The sequence below is a fragment of the Chryseobacterium rhizosphaerae genome (genome assembly GCF_003385455.1).
GTDB lineage: Bacteria > Bacteroidota > Bacteroidia > Flavobacteriales > Weeksellaceae > Chryseobacterium > Chryseobacterium rhizosphaerae.
Genome location: NZ_QNUF01000004.1, coordinates 96,584 through 113,198 on the forward strand (window position 1 = coordinate 96,584; position 16,615 = coordinate 113,198).

A 16,615-nucleotide genomic window follows, 5' to 3' on the forward strand; every position below is an offset into this window, starting at 1 on the left:
TTAGCATTTACCAAATTCACTATAACTATGAGAAAGGTTGATTTATTATTTGCAGAATATAGCAAGAGCCATAGAAACGCAACCAACAAATTGATCCACTGGATCTGCGTACCTTTGATTTTCTGGGCTCTCCTGGGCTTCGTTTCTCTCATCCCATCACCACATTTCTGCTTTTATTACTTTGGATGCATCAGTATTGTAAGTATGATTACCGTTTTATTGGTTACTTTTTTCTATCTACGGCTTTCCTTCCTGATCAGTGTCATCATGATTTTCATGATGCTGGCAACGGAACACTTTATCTATCTTACTAATGTCCAATTTGGAAAACAATCATGGATCATCTATCTTACCATATTTATTATTACATGGATCTTCCAGTTTATCGGTCATCAAATTGAAGGTAAAAAGCCTTCCTTTCTAAAGGATCTTCAGTTTTTATTGATCGGGCCAATCTGGCTGCTGGGTTTCATCCTTAAAAAAACAGGAATCAGATACTAACCTTCTTCAACATTTGCACTTACCACCGAACAATCTCTTATCTGCCATTCAGAGTTCCCTTAAAATATTATTTTTATTTGTTTGCCAAAAATAATTCGGGTTCCTTACAACCTTTACCATAATAAAAGCATCCTTTATAGTATATTAGGTAGTATTGCCTTGGAAATAAATTTTTCAAGCATACTTTTTGATAACATTATAATAAACTATCTATGAGAACTCTATTGTTACCCTTATTTTTTATTATCCTTATAAATTGCAGTAAATCAAATGCTGACAAACAGGCCGTGAGTGTAGATTTAATGGAGGTAATTCCTGAAGATAAGGTTTCTTCTGCTCCACCACCACCTCCACCACCCGCTGAAATTTCAAAAGCATCTGCATTAACCTCTACCGGTATTCCCAAGAAAATAGATACGATTTCAAGAAAAGTGATTAAAAACGGAGACATGAGAATCCAGGTAGGAGATATTAAAAAAGCACAATCTCAGATCAATGATATCTTAAATAAGAATAAAGCTTATATTCAAAAAGAACAGTTTCAAAATACCGATACCGATGATCATCTGGACCTGACCATTCGTGTTCCCCATAAAAATTTTGATGAACTTGTTAATTCTTTTTCAAATGGGGTGGGCTCTGTTCTTTCCAAAAACATTTCATCCAACGACGTTACTGAAGAATACACTGATATCTCCATAAAACTTGCCAACAAGAAAATATATCTTGAAAAGTACCGTGATATGCTCAAAAGTGCTGCCACCACAAAAGATATGCTGGAAATCCAGGAGAATATCCGGGAACTGGAAGATGAAATTGATGTAGCAGAAGGAAGACTTCGTTTTATTGACGACCGGGTCAATTACAGTACTCTGGAGGTAAGTTTATATAAAGAAAAAGTAAGAAGTTCAGCGACTTCCAAAATAGGATTTGGAAGCCGGTTCATAGACTCCCTTACAGAAGGCTGGAATGGTTTTGTAAGCTTTTTCCTTGGGATTATCTCATTGTGGCCCTATTTCCTGCTTTTTCCATTCATTGTTTTTCTTTGGAGAAAATGGAAATCACGTAAAAATAAATAATAAGTTTTCATTTTATAGCACCTATAAATACAGAAAAAATCCGGACATCTGCGATGTCCGGATTCTTATTGCACTATCACAATGTAATCATTAAAATAACTTAACTTATCTCTACATTTTTGTCATCCGCATATTCTTTAAGTTATATGATAATAGACAAGAATGATGCAAAGGATGCGTTAAGGGCTGTTAAATATTATGAGATAAAAAGATAAAAAAAACTTAATAAATTCATCCTAGGAATTATTGAGTAAAACAAGCCAATACTAATTTTTTACCGCTCTCAGATTAAATACTTAGATTTTATTAAACTCTGTTTTCATTTCAACAAACCTGCAATCTAAAATACTGACTTAAAAACACATACAGAACTCAACACTCACAGATTGAGCAGATCCCGTATTTTTTTATTGCTGAAATCAACTTTATTTACTCAATCTCAGAGAGAACTTATTTTCCAAGAACAAATACTGCCGGGATCTTATGAAGTTCCGGCTTTTGTTTTTGCCAGTCTTTTATTGTTTTTGTTTTTATAAATTCATGTTCAGGATCGTTGATATTGGCAGCGATACACAGCTTCGTGTTGGCGGGTAAGAATTTCGTTAAATCTTCAAAAAGCTGATTATTCCGGTAAGGTGTTTCCATAAAGATCTGTGAATACCCTGTTTTTTGAACCAAACTTTCCAGGTGCATAATCTGTTTCTTCTTCTCTCCTTTATCAATAGGGAGATAGCCGTGGAACGTGAATTCCTGTCCATTGAATCCGCTTGAAATCAAGGCAAGAATAATGGATGATGGTCCGGAAATAGGAATAACTCTGATATTCTTCTCGTGACACCATTTGACAATCAGGTTCCCCGGATCAGCAATACAAGGCAGTCCGGCCTCTGAAAGCAACCCAAAATCCTGTCCTTTTAACATAAGATCCTGTGCTTCTTTAATATCAGCTCCTTCCGTGTATTTATCCAGTAAGAACAGCTTCAGATCAGCCTGTTTCTTTTCCGGAGCAAAGAATTTAATCACCTTTCTCGCTGTCTTTTCATTTTCGACGAAGAAATAGTCCGTCTGCATGATATAATCCTTCAAAACGGGCGAGAAATGGTTAATAGAGGTGTTTTCTGATAAATAAGCTGGGAGTAAAAAAAGCATTGTATTATTTTTTTGTTCTTTCGTTGAGTGAAGGTTGTGGGAAATATTTGGTAAGATCCATAGAGAAGGTAACGGAAGTGATTTTCCAGACGCCATTGATTTTCATTAATGTCCAGATCTCTTTTCCCCAGTTTTCCATTTTACCGTCATACCAAAAGCTGTAATCAAAATTGGCCGACGCTATGGCTCCATCTTCAATAATCTTTATATTGTCAAATTTTTCTTCAGATTTGTCATCTGAAAAACTCTTGATAAAGTCCTTATAATCATCTGCAAAGTATGCACTGGCTGTAGGACTTTTTTCCAGACGTTTTGCCTGGCTTCTTTCTTTATAAATCCCTGTCCAAAGTACGGGTTCCTGGAATAAAGATAAGTATTTAGCTTCATCCCTTGTTTTGATGCAGGTCATAAAGTCATCCATCAGTTTACGGATTTCGATTTCATCTTTGGTTTGGGCAAAAGAGAAACTGAAACTCAATAGAAATAACAACACTAGTTTTTTCATGATTATTATTTTGGTATTTGTTCTTTGATGGCATTACAGCCTTTTTCCAACAATTGAAAAACGTTTTCAAAGTCTTTCATATCGCCCCAATAAGGATCCGGAACTTCTGCATTTTTATGATCTCCTGCGGCTTCTAAAAATAAGGATATTTTCTGGCGCTCGTCTTCATTTTTAGCTTTTGAGACCACATCAGCATAAACATCGATATCCATACAGTAAATCTTATCAAAAGTCTCAAAATCAGTTCTGGTGATTGGTCTTGATCTTTGTTTAGAAATATCAACCCCATGGTTGGCAGCTGTTTTTATCGCTCTTTTATCGGGATGCTCCCCTTCATGCATAGAAATTGTTCCTGCAGAATCTACAATAAAGCTTTTCGGAACTTTTGTTTTCATAATTCCTTCTGCCAAAGGACTTCTGCATATATTTCCCAAACAGACCATTAGTATTTTCATTCTGAAAAAAATTAATTATAAGACCCTTTTACTTCAGCAAAACTAAATAAAAAATGAAGAATAAACCTATTCTTCATTTCTATTATTTTATTTCAGTGATTATTTTCTACTGTTTGATTCTTTCTGTAAGGTCTTTGACGTACTTCTTTACTTCTTTGTCTATTTTTGATACATCTTTAATGGTATCACAAGCATACATTACAGTTGAATGGTCTTTTCCGCCCATTTCTTCACCAATTTTACTAAATGTAGAGTTCGTGAATTCTTTTGAGAAATACATAGCCAATTGTCTTGGAAGAGCAATTTCTCTTTTTCTTGTTTTGGATAAAAGCTGTTCTTTTTTGATTCCAAAATAGTCACATACCACTTCCTGGATGTAAGGAATATTGATGATCTTCTTCTGGTTGGCAGCAATCCTGTTGATGGTTTCTTTTAACAGCTCTAAACTTAAATCTGTTTTATAGATCGTAGAATAAGCAATTACAGAGTTGATAATACCAATAAGCTCTCTTACGTTTGTTTTTGCTTCAGAAGCAAGGAACTCAAGCATATCGTCAGGAAGAACAATTCCGTCTCTGCTCAGTTTATTCTCAATAATTCTTTTACGTGTTGTTAAATCCGGAGATTTTATTTCTGCAGAAAGTCCCCACTTGAAACGGGAAACAATCCTGTCCTGAATGTCCATAATATCTGCAGGAGCTTTATCAGAAGTAAGGATAATCTGCTTTCCATTCTGATGTAAGTGATCAAAAATGTGGAAGAAGCTGTCCTGCGTGGCTGATTTTCCTGATAAGAACTGAATATCATCGATGATCAATACATCCACCATTTGGTAGAAGTTTGCAAATTCTGTTTGTTTATGTGCTTTAGCAGCAGAAATAAACTGCTGAATAAATTTTTCTGAAGATAAGTAAAGAACCACTTTATCCGGAAACTGGCTTTTTACTTCAAGACCTACAGCCTGCCCTAAGTGGGTTTTCCCAACACCATAACCTCCGTATAAGAATAATGGGTTGAAAGCGGTTGCTCCCGGTCTCTTTGCAATTGATCGGGCTACTGTAGCCGCAAATTTATTACTTTCTCCTTCTACATAATTATCGAAAGAAAAATCTGCCTTCAGATTAGAATCAATATTAACTTTCTTAATTCCTGGAACTACAAAAGGATTTACAATATTGGAAGAAAATCCCTGAGGCATTGTTTCCTGTACTTTTGGGGTAGGAACGCTTTTTCCTTTCATATTCATGGTAACAGGTTTTTCCAGTCCGCTTGGTCTGTTTTCCATTACCGAATACCATAATTTCACTCCTTTTCCAATATTTTTTTTCAGGGCTGCAGAAAGAAGGGATAGGTAGTTGTCTTCTATATATTCTTTGTAAAAATCACTGGGAACAATTAATGTAAGGTTGTTGTCAGCAAGGGAAAGTGGCTGTACTTTATCAAATAACAGGTCGAAAGATTTCTCAAGCTTTTTCAAATCAGAATCATCCTCAGCTGCGTTTAAATTATCACGCATAAACTGAAGACACCTCTGCCATATCATCATTAAATTTTCGTCCATATTTGGGCCCCGATTAATTGTTTGTTAGTATTGTTTTTAGAAGGATGACAAAGGTCCAATATTTTCTTTTTAAAAAAAAATATTGCAGGTATTGATTATTTAAAAATATATTTGTATGTATAATTTAACGTTAAAAATGATACATACAACACACTCAATACGAGTACGTTACGCAGAAACCGACCCTATGAAATATGTCTACTATGGCAACTATGCCGAGTATTTCGAAGTAGGGAGAGTTGAACTCTTCCGAAGCATAGGAATTTCATACGATGAAATTGAAAACCAAGGAATTTGGCTGCCTGTTTCAGATTACAAAATTAAGTATATTCGTCCAGCTTTGTATGATCAAAAATTAGAAATCCATACCTACATCAAAAAAATTCCGGGAGTAAGAATTGAATTTGAGTATGAAATATACAATGAAGACTGTGTTAAGATTACTGAAGCTTCCACTACGCTCTTCTTTTTAGATGCAAAAACCAACAAGATTATAAAATGTCCTGATTTTTTGATGGAATTCATTGAAGCCAACTGGAAATAGATGACAGACAGCAGGGACTAGAATTAGAGATCAGAAAAATGGCTTTTATTCAATGATTCATACGTTTAGTATTACATTTTAGGCTTTAAACCTTGAATTTTAACTCTTTTATATCTGAATTAATTTGCACCTTTGCATTTCAGTTTAAACAAAACCTTATATAATTTATGAAGATTGCATTTTTGGGACCTCATGCCAGTTTTACACAGCTTGCGGCAGCCCAGCTCTTTCCGGAAGATGAAATTTTACCTCAGGCGAGTATTTTAGATTGTTTTAATGCAGTGGAAACCGGTGAAGCTGTAAAAGCGGTAGTTCCTTTGGAAAACTCTATAGAGGGAACCGTTTCAATGACTCTGGACTATTTATATAAGACTCCGTCTATCAAAATAGAAGCAGAAGCGGTAATGCCTATTGCTCATCATCTGATGATTCATCCTGAGAACACCGTAGAAGATGTAGAAAGAATATATTCTCATCCGCAAGCTTTAGCGCAGAGTTTCCATTTTCTGGATACTCATTATAAAGGAATCACTAAACAGGATTTTTCCTCCACTGCTGCGGCTGCAAAATATGTTTCAGAAAATAAAGATCTTAAGATTGCCGCTGTTGCCAATCAGTTCGCAGCCAATTTATATGGTCTGAAAATAATCAACCGTAATATTCAGGATTTTGAACAGAATCATACACGGTTTATTATTATTTCCAAACAACAGAACCAATATCATAGTGATCATCTTGAAATTTTAGGCGAAAAATCAGGGATGCTTATCACTCTACCTGAAGATCACGCAGGAGGATTACATCAGGTCTTATCCGTTTTTGCCTGGAGAAAAATGAACCTCAGTAAAATAGAATCCAGAACTTTGAAAACAGGATTGGGCAATTATTTCTTCTTCATTAATGTCGTAGGCCAGTGGGAAGAAATCCTGCATGGGAATGCACTTAAAGAGCTTGAATCTATCAATGCAGAAGTAGATTTTCTGGGAAATTACAAAGAATTTCTTTTGGAAAGCTAAACTATACATTTTATTACAAAAAACATAAAAAACACTGTCATTATGGCAGTGTTTTCTGTTGTTAAATACATTATAACCGTTTATATATCAATAATATACAAATAAAATTCATGAGTTTAAAACACACCAAAGAAAAAAAATACAATTCAAAACTGTAAGATATATTATATTTTTTATTAAATTTGATACAGTAAAATTTAAAGAATTCAAAACCGTAACCAAATTATGAAATACACTAAAAAATGATATAAACATATGTTTAATATATTATCAAATAATTAATATTAAACTTACGTAATCAACAACCGAAAGCAAATCACTGCTTTTACCAAAAAAATAGAAACTAATTAAAAAAATTCGATCATGAAAACTAAAATTTACAGCTTACTACTAGCTTGTTCCACCCTATCTCTATTTTCCCAGGTTGGTATTAACACAGCAACTCCCTCAGCAACATTAGACGTCAATGGAAACGCTAAACTACGTATCACCCCGGCAGCACCTTCATTAACAGGATATCAAGTGCTGGGTCTTAACACTGCAACCTCGGAGATGACCAGCATAGACCCTCAGCTTCTTTTCGCCGGAGCCAACACCAATTCTTCTCTTTATGCTGCAAAGAAAACTGCAGGGATCAGCCTTTTGAGTCTTGGACTATTCCCTTCAGGATTCAGAGCTGTTAACTTCGTAGCAGCTGAAAGAACTATTGGATCTGCAGCTTTATTCAATGACACAGACAACACATTTACAATCCCATCAACGGGGGTGTATGCTATAGGATTCGCTTTCCGTTATGGAACAGGATTACAGGCTTCCATATTAGCAAACTCTCCGGGAATCGGTATTGTAAGAACAAGAGCCGGAGTAGCCACTACTATTGACAGCCGTGCATTTAGTGGTGCCAATCTTATCTTGTTAAGTTTGACAATTTCTGAAAGTTCTCTTAGCTCAGTATATTCATTCCAGGCAGGAGATAAAGTCTCATTTGGTCTTGTAGGATCCACAGCTTTGGACGTAGGTTTACTAGGATCCAGTGTTGCTTCCTTCTATATCTACAAGGTATCCAACTAGTAAAAACATATTGTTAGTTATTTATATAGTTAATCCATCACATGAATTGTGGTGGATTAATTTTTGCAAGTCATTTCAAACATTTAGCTATATTTGATAAAAACTAAGAAATGAATGAATATCTCTTTGCTATATTAATTATTATCATTGCAATTATTTTCAATAATCTGAATACTAAAATCAGAAAACTTGAAAAAGAGGTATCGGATCTTAACTCCAAAATCAACCCGTTATCGAATCATTCTCAACCTGTTCAGGAAGAAGCTCCTGCTGAAAAAAGTACTTCTCCGCAACAGATTCAGCCCCATGAAATTTATAACAGAGAAAGCCCGGCGCATATTATCCGTGAGGATCCACCAACTCCTCAAAAAGACTGGCTTAGTCCGGTTTTTGAATTCTTAAAACAAAATGCACTCACCATTGTAGGTATTTTCACCCTTGTATTAGGGATTGGCTATTTTGTAAAGTATGCTATTGATAAAAACTGGATCGGAGAAACAGCACGGGCCGGGATAGGACTTTGTACAGGTATTGTCATTATCCTTACCGGACATTTCCTACGAAAAAACTACGCAACATTCGCCTCAATTATCACAGGAGGAGGGATTGCCGTTTTATACTTTACCGACACCATCGCTTTTCGGGAATATCATCTTTTCACCCAGAATACTGCATTTATTATCACTACTTTGATCACAGCAGGTTCTATCGCACTATCCTATTATTATAAAAGCGAGGTACTGATTATTTTTTCTCTGTTAGGTGGATTTTCAGCTCCTTTAATGATCAGCAGCGGACAAAGTAATTATACTTTCCTTTTCATTTATATCAGTCTTTTAAATATAGGAATGCTTACCACCGCCTTTCTTCAGCATTGGAAAAGTGTTGGCTGGACAGCCTTTATTTTCACCAGCCTCTATTTGTTTTCCTGGACTACAGAAAAACCGCAACTTTTAAGTATTGTATTTTATAGTATCAGCTATATTATTTTCTATATTTTCGCCCTTCAAGACTATATCAAGAAGAACAGCCTTTCGACTTCAGGGATTTTAATGCTTGCCTTAACTAATTTCTTTAGTGTTATGGGCCTTGTTTATATTTTCAATAAATTACAATATGAACCTGTCATTATATTTCCTGTAGCGTTTGCCATTATCAATGCACTGCTTTTATTCAGAGAATATGGAAGAAAAAATTCAGGGATTTCTTATTCTGTATTTGCAGGAATAACAGTGAGTCTTATGACTATAGCCACCGCACTTCAGTTTGAAGCCCACCTCATCACCAGTGTATGGGCTATAGAAGCGAGCCTTCTGCTTTTTATCTGGAAAAAAACCGGACACAAAGTTTTCAAAAACTGTTTTTATATTTTATTCCCCCTTGTTATTGTTGCACAGATAATCACCTGGACAGAATATTTCAATGCAAAAAATCTGAACATCATATTCAATCCCGTATTTTTAACCAGCCTGGTAACGATTGCTTCAACTATTATTAATTTATTCCTATTAAAACAAACACAGGAAAGACAAACCCCAAGGAGCAATATACTTGAAGAACTCATTACAATGATTAGCTATGGAACCATCTATACGGCTTTATTGTCTGAAATGATTTACCATATTTCCGGAATGCCCTGGGAAGCCATCATCAATGCGGCACTGTTATTTAGTATATATTACGTCTTCATCTTATTACTTTTCAGAAAAAAACTGAATATCAACCCTAGTATTCAGACTGCATTTATTTATCTTTTCCTTTTTTTACTGATCACCATCTCATCTGTTTCCACCCTATCAGTGGTTACAGCAATACTGTCAAAAAAACTTCAGACTGGATTTTATTTCATCCATCTGCTGCAATGGATTCCTTTTATTTATATATATGTCAGCGTAATTCCTTCATCAGATTTCAACAAAACAAAAATCTCTTACTGGATCTTTGCACTGGCACTTACTATTGCCGTTAGCTGTGGGCTTCACCACACCTATCTCTTGGTTAACGCCAACGATGTACTTCACTCCTATAAGATCACAGAACACTTCAATATTTTATATTTACCTATAATATGGACTATCTTAGCCAGCGTTTTTATCTATGCAGGGTTAAAAAAGAATATTCAGGAATACAGCAAAATAGGTTTTGCCCTTATTGGCATCATGGTCCTCAAGCTCTACAGCTATGATGTATGGCAGATGGATAATATCTCAAGAGTGATTGCATTTATTATCCTTGGAATGATCTTGCTATTAAGCTCATTTACCTTCCAGCGCCTTAAAAATATGATCACAAAGATGGTGGATAAAAAAGATAAAAACACAGAAGAAATACAGCCACCATCTGAATAATCTCCATTATCAGTAAACAAAATTTAAAACATCCTGAAATTACATTCACATTTCACAAAAAAGAACTATATTTATCACGTTTTTAACAGTTACATATTCTGATTATGAAAAAAATACTCTACTCTTTTTTACTTCTTTCATCTGCAATGTTATTTGCACAGAAAAACACATCTGCAAAGTTTGCAATCGCGCATGATATCGTCGGGACAGTAGATATGTTTAATGCAAACAAAAGTATTATCCAAAGTTCAAAAGTTTATAACACGCCAGCCAGCCTACCCCAAAATCTGAAAAAATACAGTTTCATTTCAGAAAACGGGATTACTGAATACAAAATCAAAAGTAACTATGGACTGGACAGAATTTCATTAGCCTCTCTGAATAACCAACATAACCTTCCGGAAACCAATCCGGTATTTATTGAAGGGTATGAATTCACGGATACCAGTACTTTAATATATGGAGATATCCTGGCAAGATCGGAAGTCAAAGACTATAACGGGCAAAAAACACTGTATATTTATACTACCCGTTAATTTAATAATATAAAAAAGGATACTGCACTACAGTATCCTTTTTATTTTAATATTTATTATTCCATTTTTTCTTGAGTTCTTCATAGATTTTCTTTTCCGTTGCATTATTTCCGGGCTCATAAAGCTTTATATCTTTTATTTCTTCCGGAAGAAAAGTCTGATCTACAAAATTTCCTTCATACGAATGGGCATATTTATATTCTTTACCATAATCCATATCTTTCATCAGCTTTGTCGGGGCATTTCTCAAGTGGAGAGGTACAGGCAGATTTCCGGTTCGTTTTACCAATGCCAAAGCTTCATTAATAGCCATGTATGCAGAGTTACTCTTGGGAGAGACAGCCAGATAAACAGCCGCTTCACTTAATATAATCCTTGCTTCAGGATTTCCGATTACATTGACCGCCTGAAAACAGTTATTGGCAATAACCAGAGCGTTAGGATTGGCTAACCCAATATCTTCTGCTGCCAGGATAAGCATTCGTCTGGCAATAAATTTAATATCTTCACCTCCAGCAATCATTCTGGCCAGCCAATACACGGCCCCATTAGGATCACTCCCGCGCATAGATTTGATAAAGGCCGAAATAATATCATAATGCTGCTCTCCATTTTTATCATACAAAGCCATTGTCTCCTGAAGGATCTCAAGCACATTAGCATTATTGATTTCTTTAATTGCTGAATTTTTATACTGATTCAAAACCAACTCTACAGAATTGATCAGCTTTCTGGCATCACCACCGGAATATTGTAATAAAGCTTCTTTCTCAATAAATTTAAAATCCGTTTTCTCATCTTTATTATACCGATCGGAGGCGGTATCGATAAGCTCTTCCAGTTTTTCATAGCTTAAAGCTTTCAAAACATACACCTGGCTTCTCGAAAGCAAGGCCGAAACCACTTCAAAACTTGGGTTTTCTGTGGTAGCCCCTATTAAAACAATCCAGCCTTTTTCTACCGCATGCAGTAATGAATCCTGCTGGGATTTATTGAAACGGTGAATTTCATCAATAAATAAAATGGGTGATTTTCCCGAAAACAAATTCTGCTTTTTAGCATCATCAATCACATCACGTACATCTTTCACCCCTGAAGAAACCGCTGATAACTTATAAAACTTCCTCCCGGACTTCTCAGAAATAATTTCCGCCAGTGTGGTTTTCCCCGTCCCGGGAGGCCCCCAAAAGATCAGAGAATTCAGGGTATTATTTTCAATCATCTTCCTGATGGTCCCTTTTTCTCCGGTAAGGTGCTCCTGCCCCAGAACTTCATCCAGGTTTTTGGGTCTTAATTTTTCAGCTAATGGAATATTTTGATTCAAGGTAATTTTATTTTTTATGATCAATACTTCAGATTTCAGATCCCTGAAACTTCTAACAAAATTAAACTAATTTTAAATTTTTTACCCTATTTTTGCATTGTTTTGAAACTTACATTCAATAAAATCATTACATTTCCGTTGGTAATTTTGATAAAATTTTACCAGTGGTTCATCTCGCCATTACTTCCCAAAAACTGCCGTTATGAACCTACATGCTCTCATTATATGTTGGAAGCTCTTCAGGTTCACGGTATCTTTAAAGGATTCTGGCTGGGGTTCAAAAGAATTTTAAGGTGTCATCCCTGGGGAGGAAGCGGATATGATCCTGTTCCCCACAAACATAAAAATCAGTAAACAAACTATTAAATCAATAGAAATGAATAATATTTTTTTCAGACTCTACCTCGTAATGCTTGCATTCGTCACACAATTCCTTTTTGCACAGCAATATCCGGGAGGTTTATCTGACGGAACTTTAGAAATAAACGGAAACAATGTTCCTGTAAAAATCTATTCTACGACGGAAGTTGGCGACCTTAATGCTTTTCCGGAAAGAGGGATCAACAATGTTCTGGTCATTCTTAATGAGTCTAATTTTGAACCTGCCTATTTTAATTACAGTACAGAAACCCTAACAAGATTCAAGGATTCAAAATATCAGTTTTTTGATAAAAATTTTAAACTACTAAATTCTCCGGTTACTCAGGATAATATTACAGATTATAAATATGCAGTAAAGTCTGATAAAGTTATTACTCCATCTGATACAGTAGCGCTTGAAACTCCTTTTAAAATCTGGGACCCTTCAAAAGGGATTAAGATCTTTTCATTCACCCTGCATTTCTATAGTCTGATGTTTGTGTTTGCATTTGGTTTCGGTTATATTGTCATGACAAGGATATTCAAAATCGACAATATAAACCAAAAATACCTGGAACCTCTTTTTACATGGACCTTAATAGGAACCATTCTTGGAGCAAGATTAGGACATGTTATTTTCTATCAGCCTGAACTTTTTAAAGAAGATTTCTGGAGTGTATTTTTACCAATCAGTACGAAAAACGGTTTAAAATTCACAGGTTTCTCAGGACTGGCAAGTCATGGTGCTGCTATTGCTTTAATCATGACTACTTTATACTACTCGTTTAAAATCATCAAGAAAAATCCTTTTTGGGTATATGACAGATTAGGTATTGTAGTGGCTTTAGGGGGAACATTTGTAAGAATGGGAAATTTTTTCAATTCAGAAATCTTAGGAAAACAGGCAGATCCAAACTCTCCGTTTGCTTTACTTTTCCCTCAGCAAAGCAGTGAATATGGTATTACAGTACCACGCTACCCAAGTCAGTTATTTGAAGCTGTGGGATACCTTGCTCTTTTCATTTTACTATGGGTGTTATATAGAAAAACAGACAAAAAATACCAACAGGGCTGGTTATTTGGTTTATTCTTTATCATCCTTTGGGCCATCAGATTCTTTGTAGAATTCTTAAAAGAGCCACAAGGTGATGAGTTCATCCAGATTGGAGGTTTGAACACCGGGCAAGTTCTTTCTATTCCATTTATGATCGCCGGAGTTATTATCATGATTGTTTCCAAAAAATTCAAAATCACTCCTGAAGAAAACGGAAAACCGGAATAATTTTAAAGACAAAAACAGATTCGTTCAGCAGGATGGCAACATCCGATACTGGCAGATCTCAGATACTATATAAAAAAGGCAAATTTGTAATTACAAATTTGCCTTTTTTATATAATTGAATTCAGTAGTTCTTAAAAATTCTTAGCCCTCCTTTTGTTCAGCTCCTTAAAAACACTTCCTAATTCATCAATAACATCGGTAGGAAGCATGGCTTCTTTTGAATATTTCACAGACGCCCAATCAGCAGCTTTCCCGTGAAGCCAAATTCCCAGTATACATGCATGTTCTTCTGAATACCCTTGTGCTAATAGGGATGTGAGAACTCCTGTAAGGATATCTCCGCTTCCTCCTTTTGCAAGACCGGCATTTCCTGTTATATTATAAAAAACATTTCCTTCCGGAGTAACAACCTGCGTATGATGGTCTTTTAAAACAATATAGATATTCAGTAATCTTGCTTTTTCCCGGGCCAAATCCAATCTTTCAAAAGAGTTTTTGGTAGTCCCGAATAATCGTTCAAATTCTTTTGGGTGTGGGGTAATAATTGATTTCTCAGGAATTAAACCATTTTTCTTCTCTTCTTTTGAAATGATATTTAAAGCATCAGCATCCAGGACCAGGGGTTTAGCATAATGTTTCAGAAATTCCAAAAAACTTCTTTCCGTCTCCGGATCAGTTCCTAAACCAGGGCCAATTCCACAAACCGCATCTGAATCTGTATCAAAATCCTTTATAAAATCCACTCCTCCTTTTATAAACATAGCCTCAGGACACACAGTTTGCAGTACTTCATAACCACATGCAGGAGCCAAAGTAAATGTTAATCCCGCTCCCGCTCTTAAGGCAGCTTTTGTAGCTAATACTACAGCACCTATTTTCCCATAGCTTCCTCCTATAATATTCGCTTTGCCGTAGTTTCCTTTGTGAGAGAATTCTTCTCTGGGAACAAAAACAGAATCCACGGTTGGATCATCAATAACAAAATATCCGGTATCTGTTTCTTCAGAATATTCTTTATTCAGCCCAATATCGAGAATAATCACTTTTCCTGTATATTTTCCAGCTTCAGGATGCAGAAAACTTCTTTTCCAGCATTGAAAGCTCAGGGTGTAATCAGCTTTCAGAATCACCGCATCTCTCTCCAACATTCTATCAGCAAACATTCCGGACGGAATATCTATTGAAATTTTAGTATTTCCTTTTGCATTCAGCTGGTCCACCAGTATTTCATATTCTCCTTCTAAAGGCCTTGACAAGCCAGTTCCCAAAAGAGCATCAATAATAAGTGTTTTATCATCCAGATAATGGCTATCAATATCCCGGAATTTTCTGACGGAAATCCCGGAAAAATCCCGGAGTCTTTTCAAATTCACCGATGCATCTCCTGAAAATTTTCCTTTCGGATCATATACAAATACATCTACATCAAAACCTTTTATATAAAGCATCCTTGCAACAGCCAAACCATCACCTCCATTATTCCCATTCCCACAAAAAACAGCCAGCTTTTTGTGATTCTTACAGTTTTCAGAAATCCACCCTGCAACAGCCATAGAAGCTCTTTCCATCAGCTGAACCGAAGAAATTGACTCATGGGAAACAGTAGCCAGATCCCAGTTTCGTATTTGTTCTGTAGTAAATATTTTCATAGGCTCCCTCAAAATTGTAAGCAAATTACAAAAGATTTTCCATTGTTAACTGCCTATTCAAAGAAATGAGGTATCAAAAGACGGCTCAGTTTACGATCCATTATTTCCCATATCTTTCTTTATCATTCTGGGGTAAAATTTCGGCCACTTTAGACCTAACCCCATTTATTGAGGTACCAGCCTGCAGTATATCTACCGCTCCACTTAAAAGATTATAAGGAAAAGGCAATTGAGGCATTGATAATACGTTCAATAATTCTAAGTCTTCTTCAGACAGTTTCAGTTCTGAAGCTTTTATATTCTCTTTCAGCTGATCCAGGGTTCTTGCTCCAAGCAAAGTTGAGCTAACACCCCGCTGCTGCATTACCCAGCTAATAGCTATAGCGGAAACCGGCATATTTCTTTCCTTTGCTATCATGTGAAGCTTATCAATTATTTCATACGCTCCTTCAGAAAGCTCAGGGCTCAATCTATTATTATTTCTTTGACTCATCTTTTGCCCCTTATTTTCTCTGGTATACTTGCCACTCAAAAGACCTTCCTTTAATGGAGACCAGGGCATTACCCCTAACCCCATTTCCAGAGCCATTGGAATCAGTTCATTTTCTACTGAACGTTCTAATAGAGAATATTCCAATTGCAAACCAATAAAAGGTGCCCATCCACGGAATTTGGAAATCATTTGAGCTTCTGTTATTTTCCATGCAGGGGTGTCTGAAATAGCAATATAACGTATTTTACCATCCCTTACCAAGTCATTAAGTGTTGAAATCGTTTCATCAATGGGAGTATGCGGATCAAAGGCATGCATCCAGTACAAGTCAATATAATCCGTTTTCAAACGCGTTAAGGAACTCTCCAATGCCTGTATAATACCCTTTCTTCCTGCACCTCCGCCATTGGCATCGTAGGGGAACATATTTCCCCAGAATTTGGTAGATAAAACCAATGAATCCCGACGAACATTATGTTTAGCTAAAAAGTTACCTATGATCTCTTCTGAATGTCCCTTAGTGTAAATATTAGCTGTATCAATTATATTTCCACCCTGATCAATATAGTGTTCTAAAATTTGATGGGCATCTGCCGGACTCGTTCCCCAGCCCCAATCTTCACCAAAAGTCATTGTTCCTAAAGTAAGAGGACTGATTTTCAATCCCGATTTTCCTAACGTTCTGTAATCTGCCAAGCTCATATTATATTTTTTAAATTTTAACCAAAATTATAGCAAGCCC

The 16,615-nt window shown here is 35.8% G+C and carries 16 protein-coding genes; 9 read left to right on the forward strand and 7 right to left on the reverse strand.

Annotated features, from left to right (window positions below; translation table 11 throughout):
• The first annotated feature begins 27 nt into the window (after positions 1 to 27).
• Both DRF57_RS04735 and DRF57_RS04740 read left to right on the forward strand, forming a co-directional pair.
• Positions 28 to 501 (forward strand): Mpo1 family 2-hydroxy fatty acid dioxygenase, encoded by a 474-nt coding sequence (locus DRF57_RS04735; RefSeq protein WP_115917165.1) that lies wholly within the window; start codon positions 28 to 30, stop codon positions 499 to 501.
• Between the two features lie 212 nt (positions 502 to 713).
• A complete protein-coding gene (locus tag DRF57_RS04740; RefSeq protein WP_115917167.1) occupies positions 714 to 1,580 on the forward strand; it encodes a DUF4349 domain-containing protein in 867 nt (288 codons plus the stop codon).
• Between the two features lie 450 nt (positions 1,581 to 2,030).
• On the opposite strand, the gene DRF57_RS04745 is transcribed toward DRF57_RS04740, so the two are convergent.
• From DRF57_RS04745 to dnaA, 4 genes are all read right to left on the reverse strand, one after another.
• On the reverse strand, positions 2,031 to 2,729 hold the full coding sequence (locus DRF57_RS04745; RefSeq protein ID WP_115917169.1) for an SAM-dependent methyltransferase: 699 nt from the start codon (positions 2,727 to 2,729) through the stop codon (positions 2,031 to 2,033).
• Between the two features lie 4 nt (positions 2,730 to 2,733).
• A complete protein-coding gene (locus DRF57_RS04750) occupies positions 2,734 to 3,234 on the reverse strand; it encodes a nuclear transport factor 2 family protein (RefSeq protein ID WP_115917171.1) in 501 nt (166 codons plus the stop codon).
• Positions 3,235 to 3,239: 5 nt separating this feature from the next.
• The gene (locus tag DRF57_RS04755; RefSeq protein WP_115917173.1) at positions 3,240 to 3,689 is read right to left on the reverse strand and encodes a low molecular weight protein-tyrosine-phosphatase; all 450 of its coding nucleotides are present in this window, start codon (positions 3,687 to 3,689) and stop codon (positions 3,240 to 3,242) included.
• Between the two features lie 106 nt (positions 3,690 to 3,795).
• Entirely contained in the window at positions 3,796 to 5,250 is a 1,455-nt protein-coding gene (gene dnaA, locus DRF57_RS04760) for a chromosomal replication initiator protein DnaA (protein WP_047485393.1), read from the reverse strand.
• Between the two features lie 136 nt (positions 5,251 to 5,386).
• On the opposite strand from dnaA, the gene DRF57_RS04765 reads away from it, so the two are divergent.
• The 5 genes from DRF57_RS04765 to DRF57_RS04785 all read left to right on the forward strand — a co-directional run bounded on the left by DRF57_RS04765 (position 5,387) and on the right by DRF57_RS04785 (position 10,765).
• Positions 5,387 to 5,794, forward strand: coding sequence for an acyl-CoA thioesterase (locus DRF57_RS04765; protein ID WP_047485396.1), 408 nt, complete (start codon positions 5,387 to 5,389; stop codon positions 5,792 to 5,794).
• 167 nt (positions 5,795 to 5,961) lie between these two features.
• Positions 5,962 to 6,810: a prephenate dehydratase gene (pheA, locus tag DRF57_RS04770; RefSeq protein ID WP_047485398.1), complete on the forward strand. Its 849-nt coding sequence runs from the start codon at positions 5,962 to 5,964 to the stop codon at positions 6,808 to 6,810.
• A 363-nt stretch (positions 6,811 to 7,173) separates the two neighbouring features.
• Positions 7,174 to 7,881 carry a hypothetical protein gene (locus DRF57_RS04775; RefSeq protein WP_047485400.1) on the forward strand — a complete coding sequence of 236 codons (708 nt, stop codon included), beginning with the start codon at positions 7,174 to 7,176 and terminating at the stop codon, positions 7,879 to 7,881.
• 110 nt (positions 7,882 to 7,991) lie between these two features.
• Positions 7,992 to 10,229 carry a DUF2339 domain-containing protein gene (locus DRF57_RS04780; protein ID WP_115917175.1) on the forward strand — a complete coding sequence of 746 codons (2,238 nt, stop codon included), beginning with the start codon at positions 7,992 to 7,994 and terminating at the stop codon, positions 10,227 to 10,229.
• A gap of 104 nt (positions 10,230 to 10,333) precedes the next feature.
• Entirely contained in the window at positions 10,334 to 10,765 is a 432-nt protein-coding gene (locus DRF57_RS04785) for a hypothetical protein (protein ID WP_115917177.1), read from the forward strand.
• A gap of 46 nt (positions 10,766 to 10,811) precedes the next feature.
• On the opposite strand, the gene DRF57_RS04790 is transcribed toward DRF57_RS04785, so the two are convergent.
• Entirely contained in the window at positions 10,812 to 12,089 is a 1,278-nt protein-coding gene (locus DRF57_RS04790; RefSeq protein WP_084086012.1) for a replication-associated recombination protein A, read from the reverse strand.
• A gap of 102 nt (positions 12,090 to 12,191) precedes the next feature.
• Here DRF57_RS04790 and yidD point away from each other — a divergent pair, with 102 nt between their 5' ends.
• Positions 12,192 to 12,443, forward strand: coding sequence for a membrane protein insertion efficiency factor YidD (gene yidD, locus DRF57_RS04795; protein ID WP_167449346.1), 252 nt, complete (start codon positions 12,192 to 12,194; stop codon positions 12,441 to 12,443).
• Between the two features lie 439 nt (positions 12,444 to 12,882).
• Entirely contained in the window at positions 12,883 to 13,731 is an 849-nt protein-coding gene (lgt, locus tag DRF57_RS24075) for a prolipoprotein diacylglyceryl transferase (protein ID WP_047485725.1), read from the forward strand.
• Positions 13,732 to 13,862: 131 nt separating this feature from the next.
• On the opposite strand, the gene DRF57_RS04805 is transcribed toward lgt, so the two are convergent.
• Both DRF57_RS04805 and DRF57_RS04810 read right to left on the reverse strand, forming a co-directional pair.
• Positions 13,863 to 15,380 (reverse strand): NAD(P)H-hydrate dehydratase, encoded by a 1,518-nt coding sequence (locus tag DRF57_RS04805; RefSeq protein WP_115917179.1) that lies wholly within the window; start codon positions 15,378 to 15,380, stop codon positions 13,863 to 13,865.
• Between the two features lie 100 nt (positions 15,381 to 15,480).
• Positions 15,481 to 16,575, reverse strand: coding sequence for an aldo/keto reductase (locus tag DRF57_RS04810; RefSeq protein ID WP_047485411.1), 1,095 nt, complete (start codon positions 16,573 to 16,575; stop codon positions 15,481 to 15,483).
• Between the last annotated feature and the right edge of the window lie 40 nt (positions 16,576 to 16,615).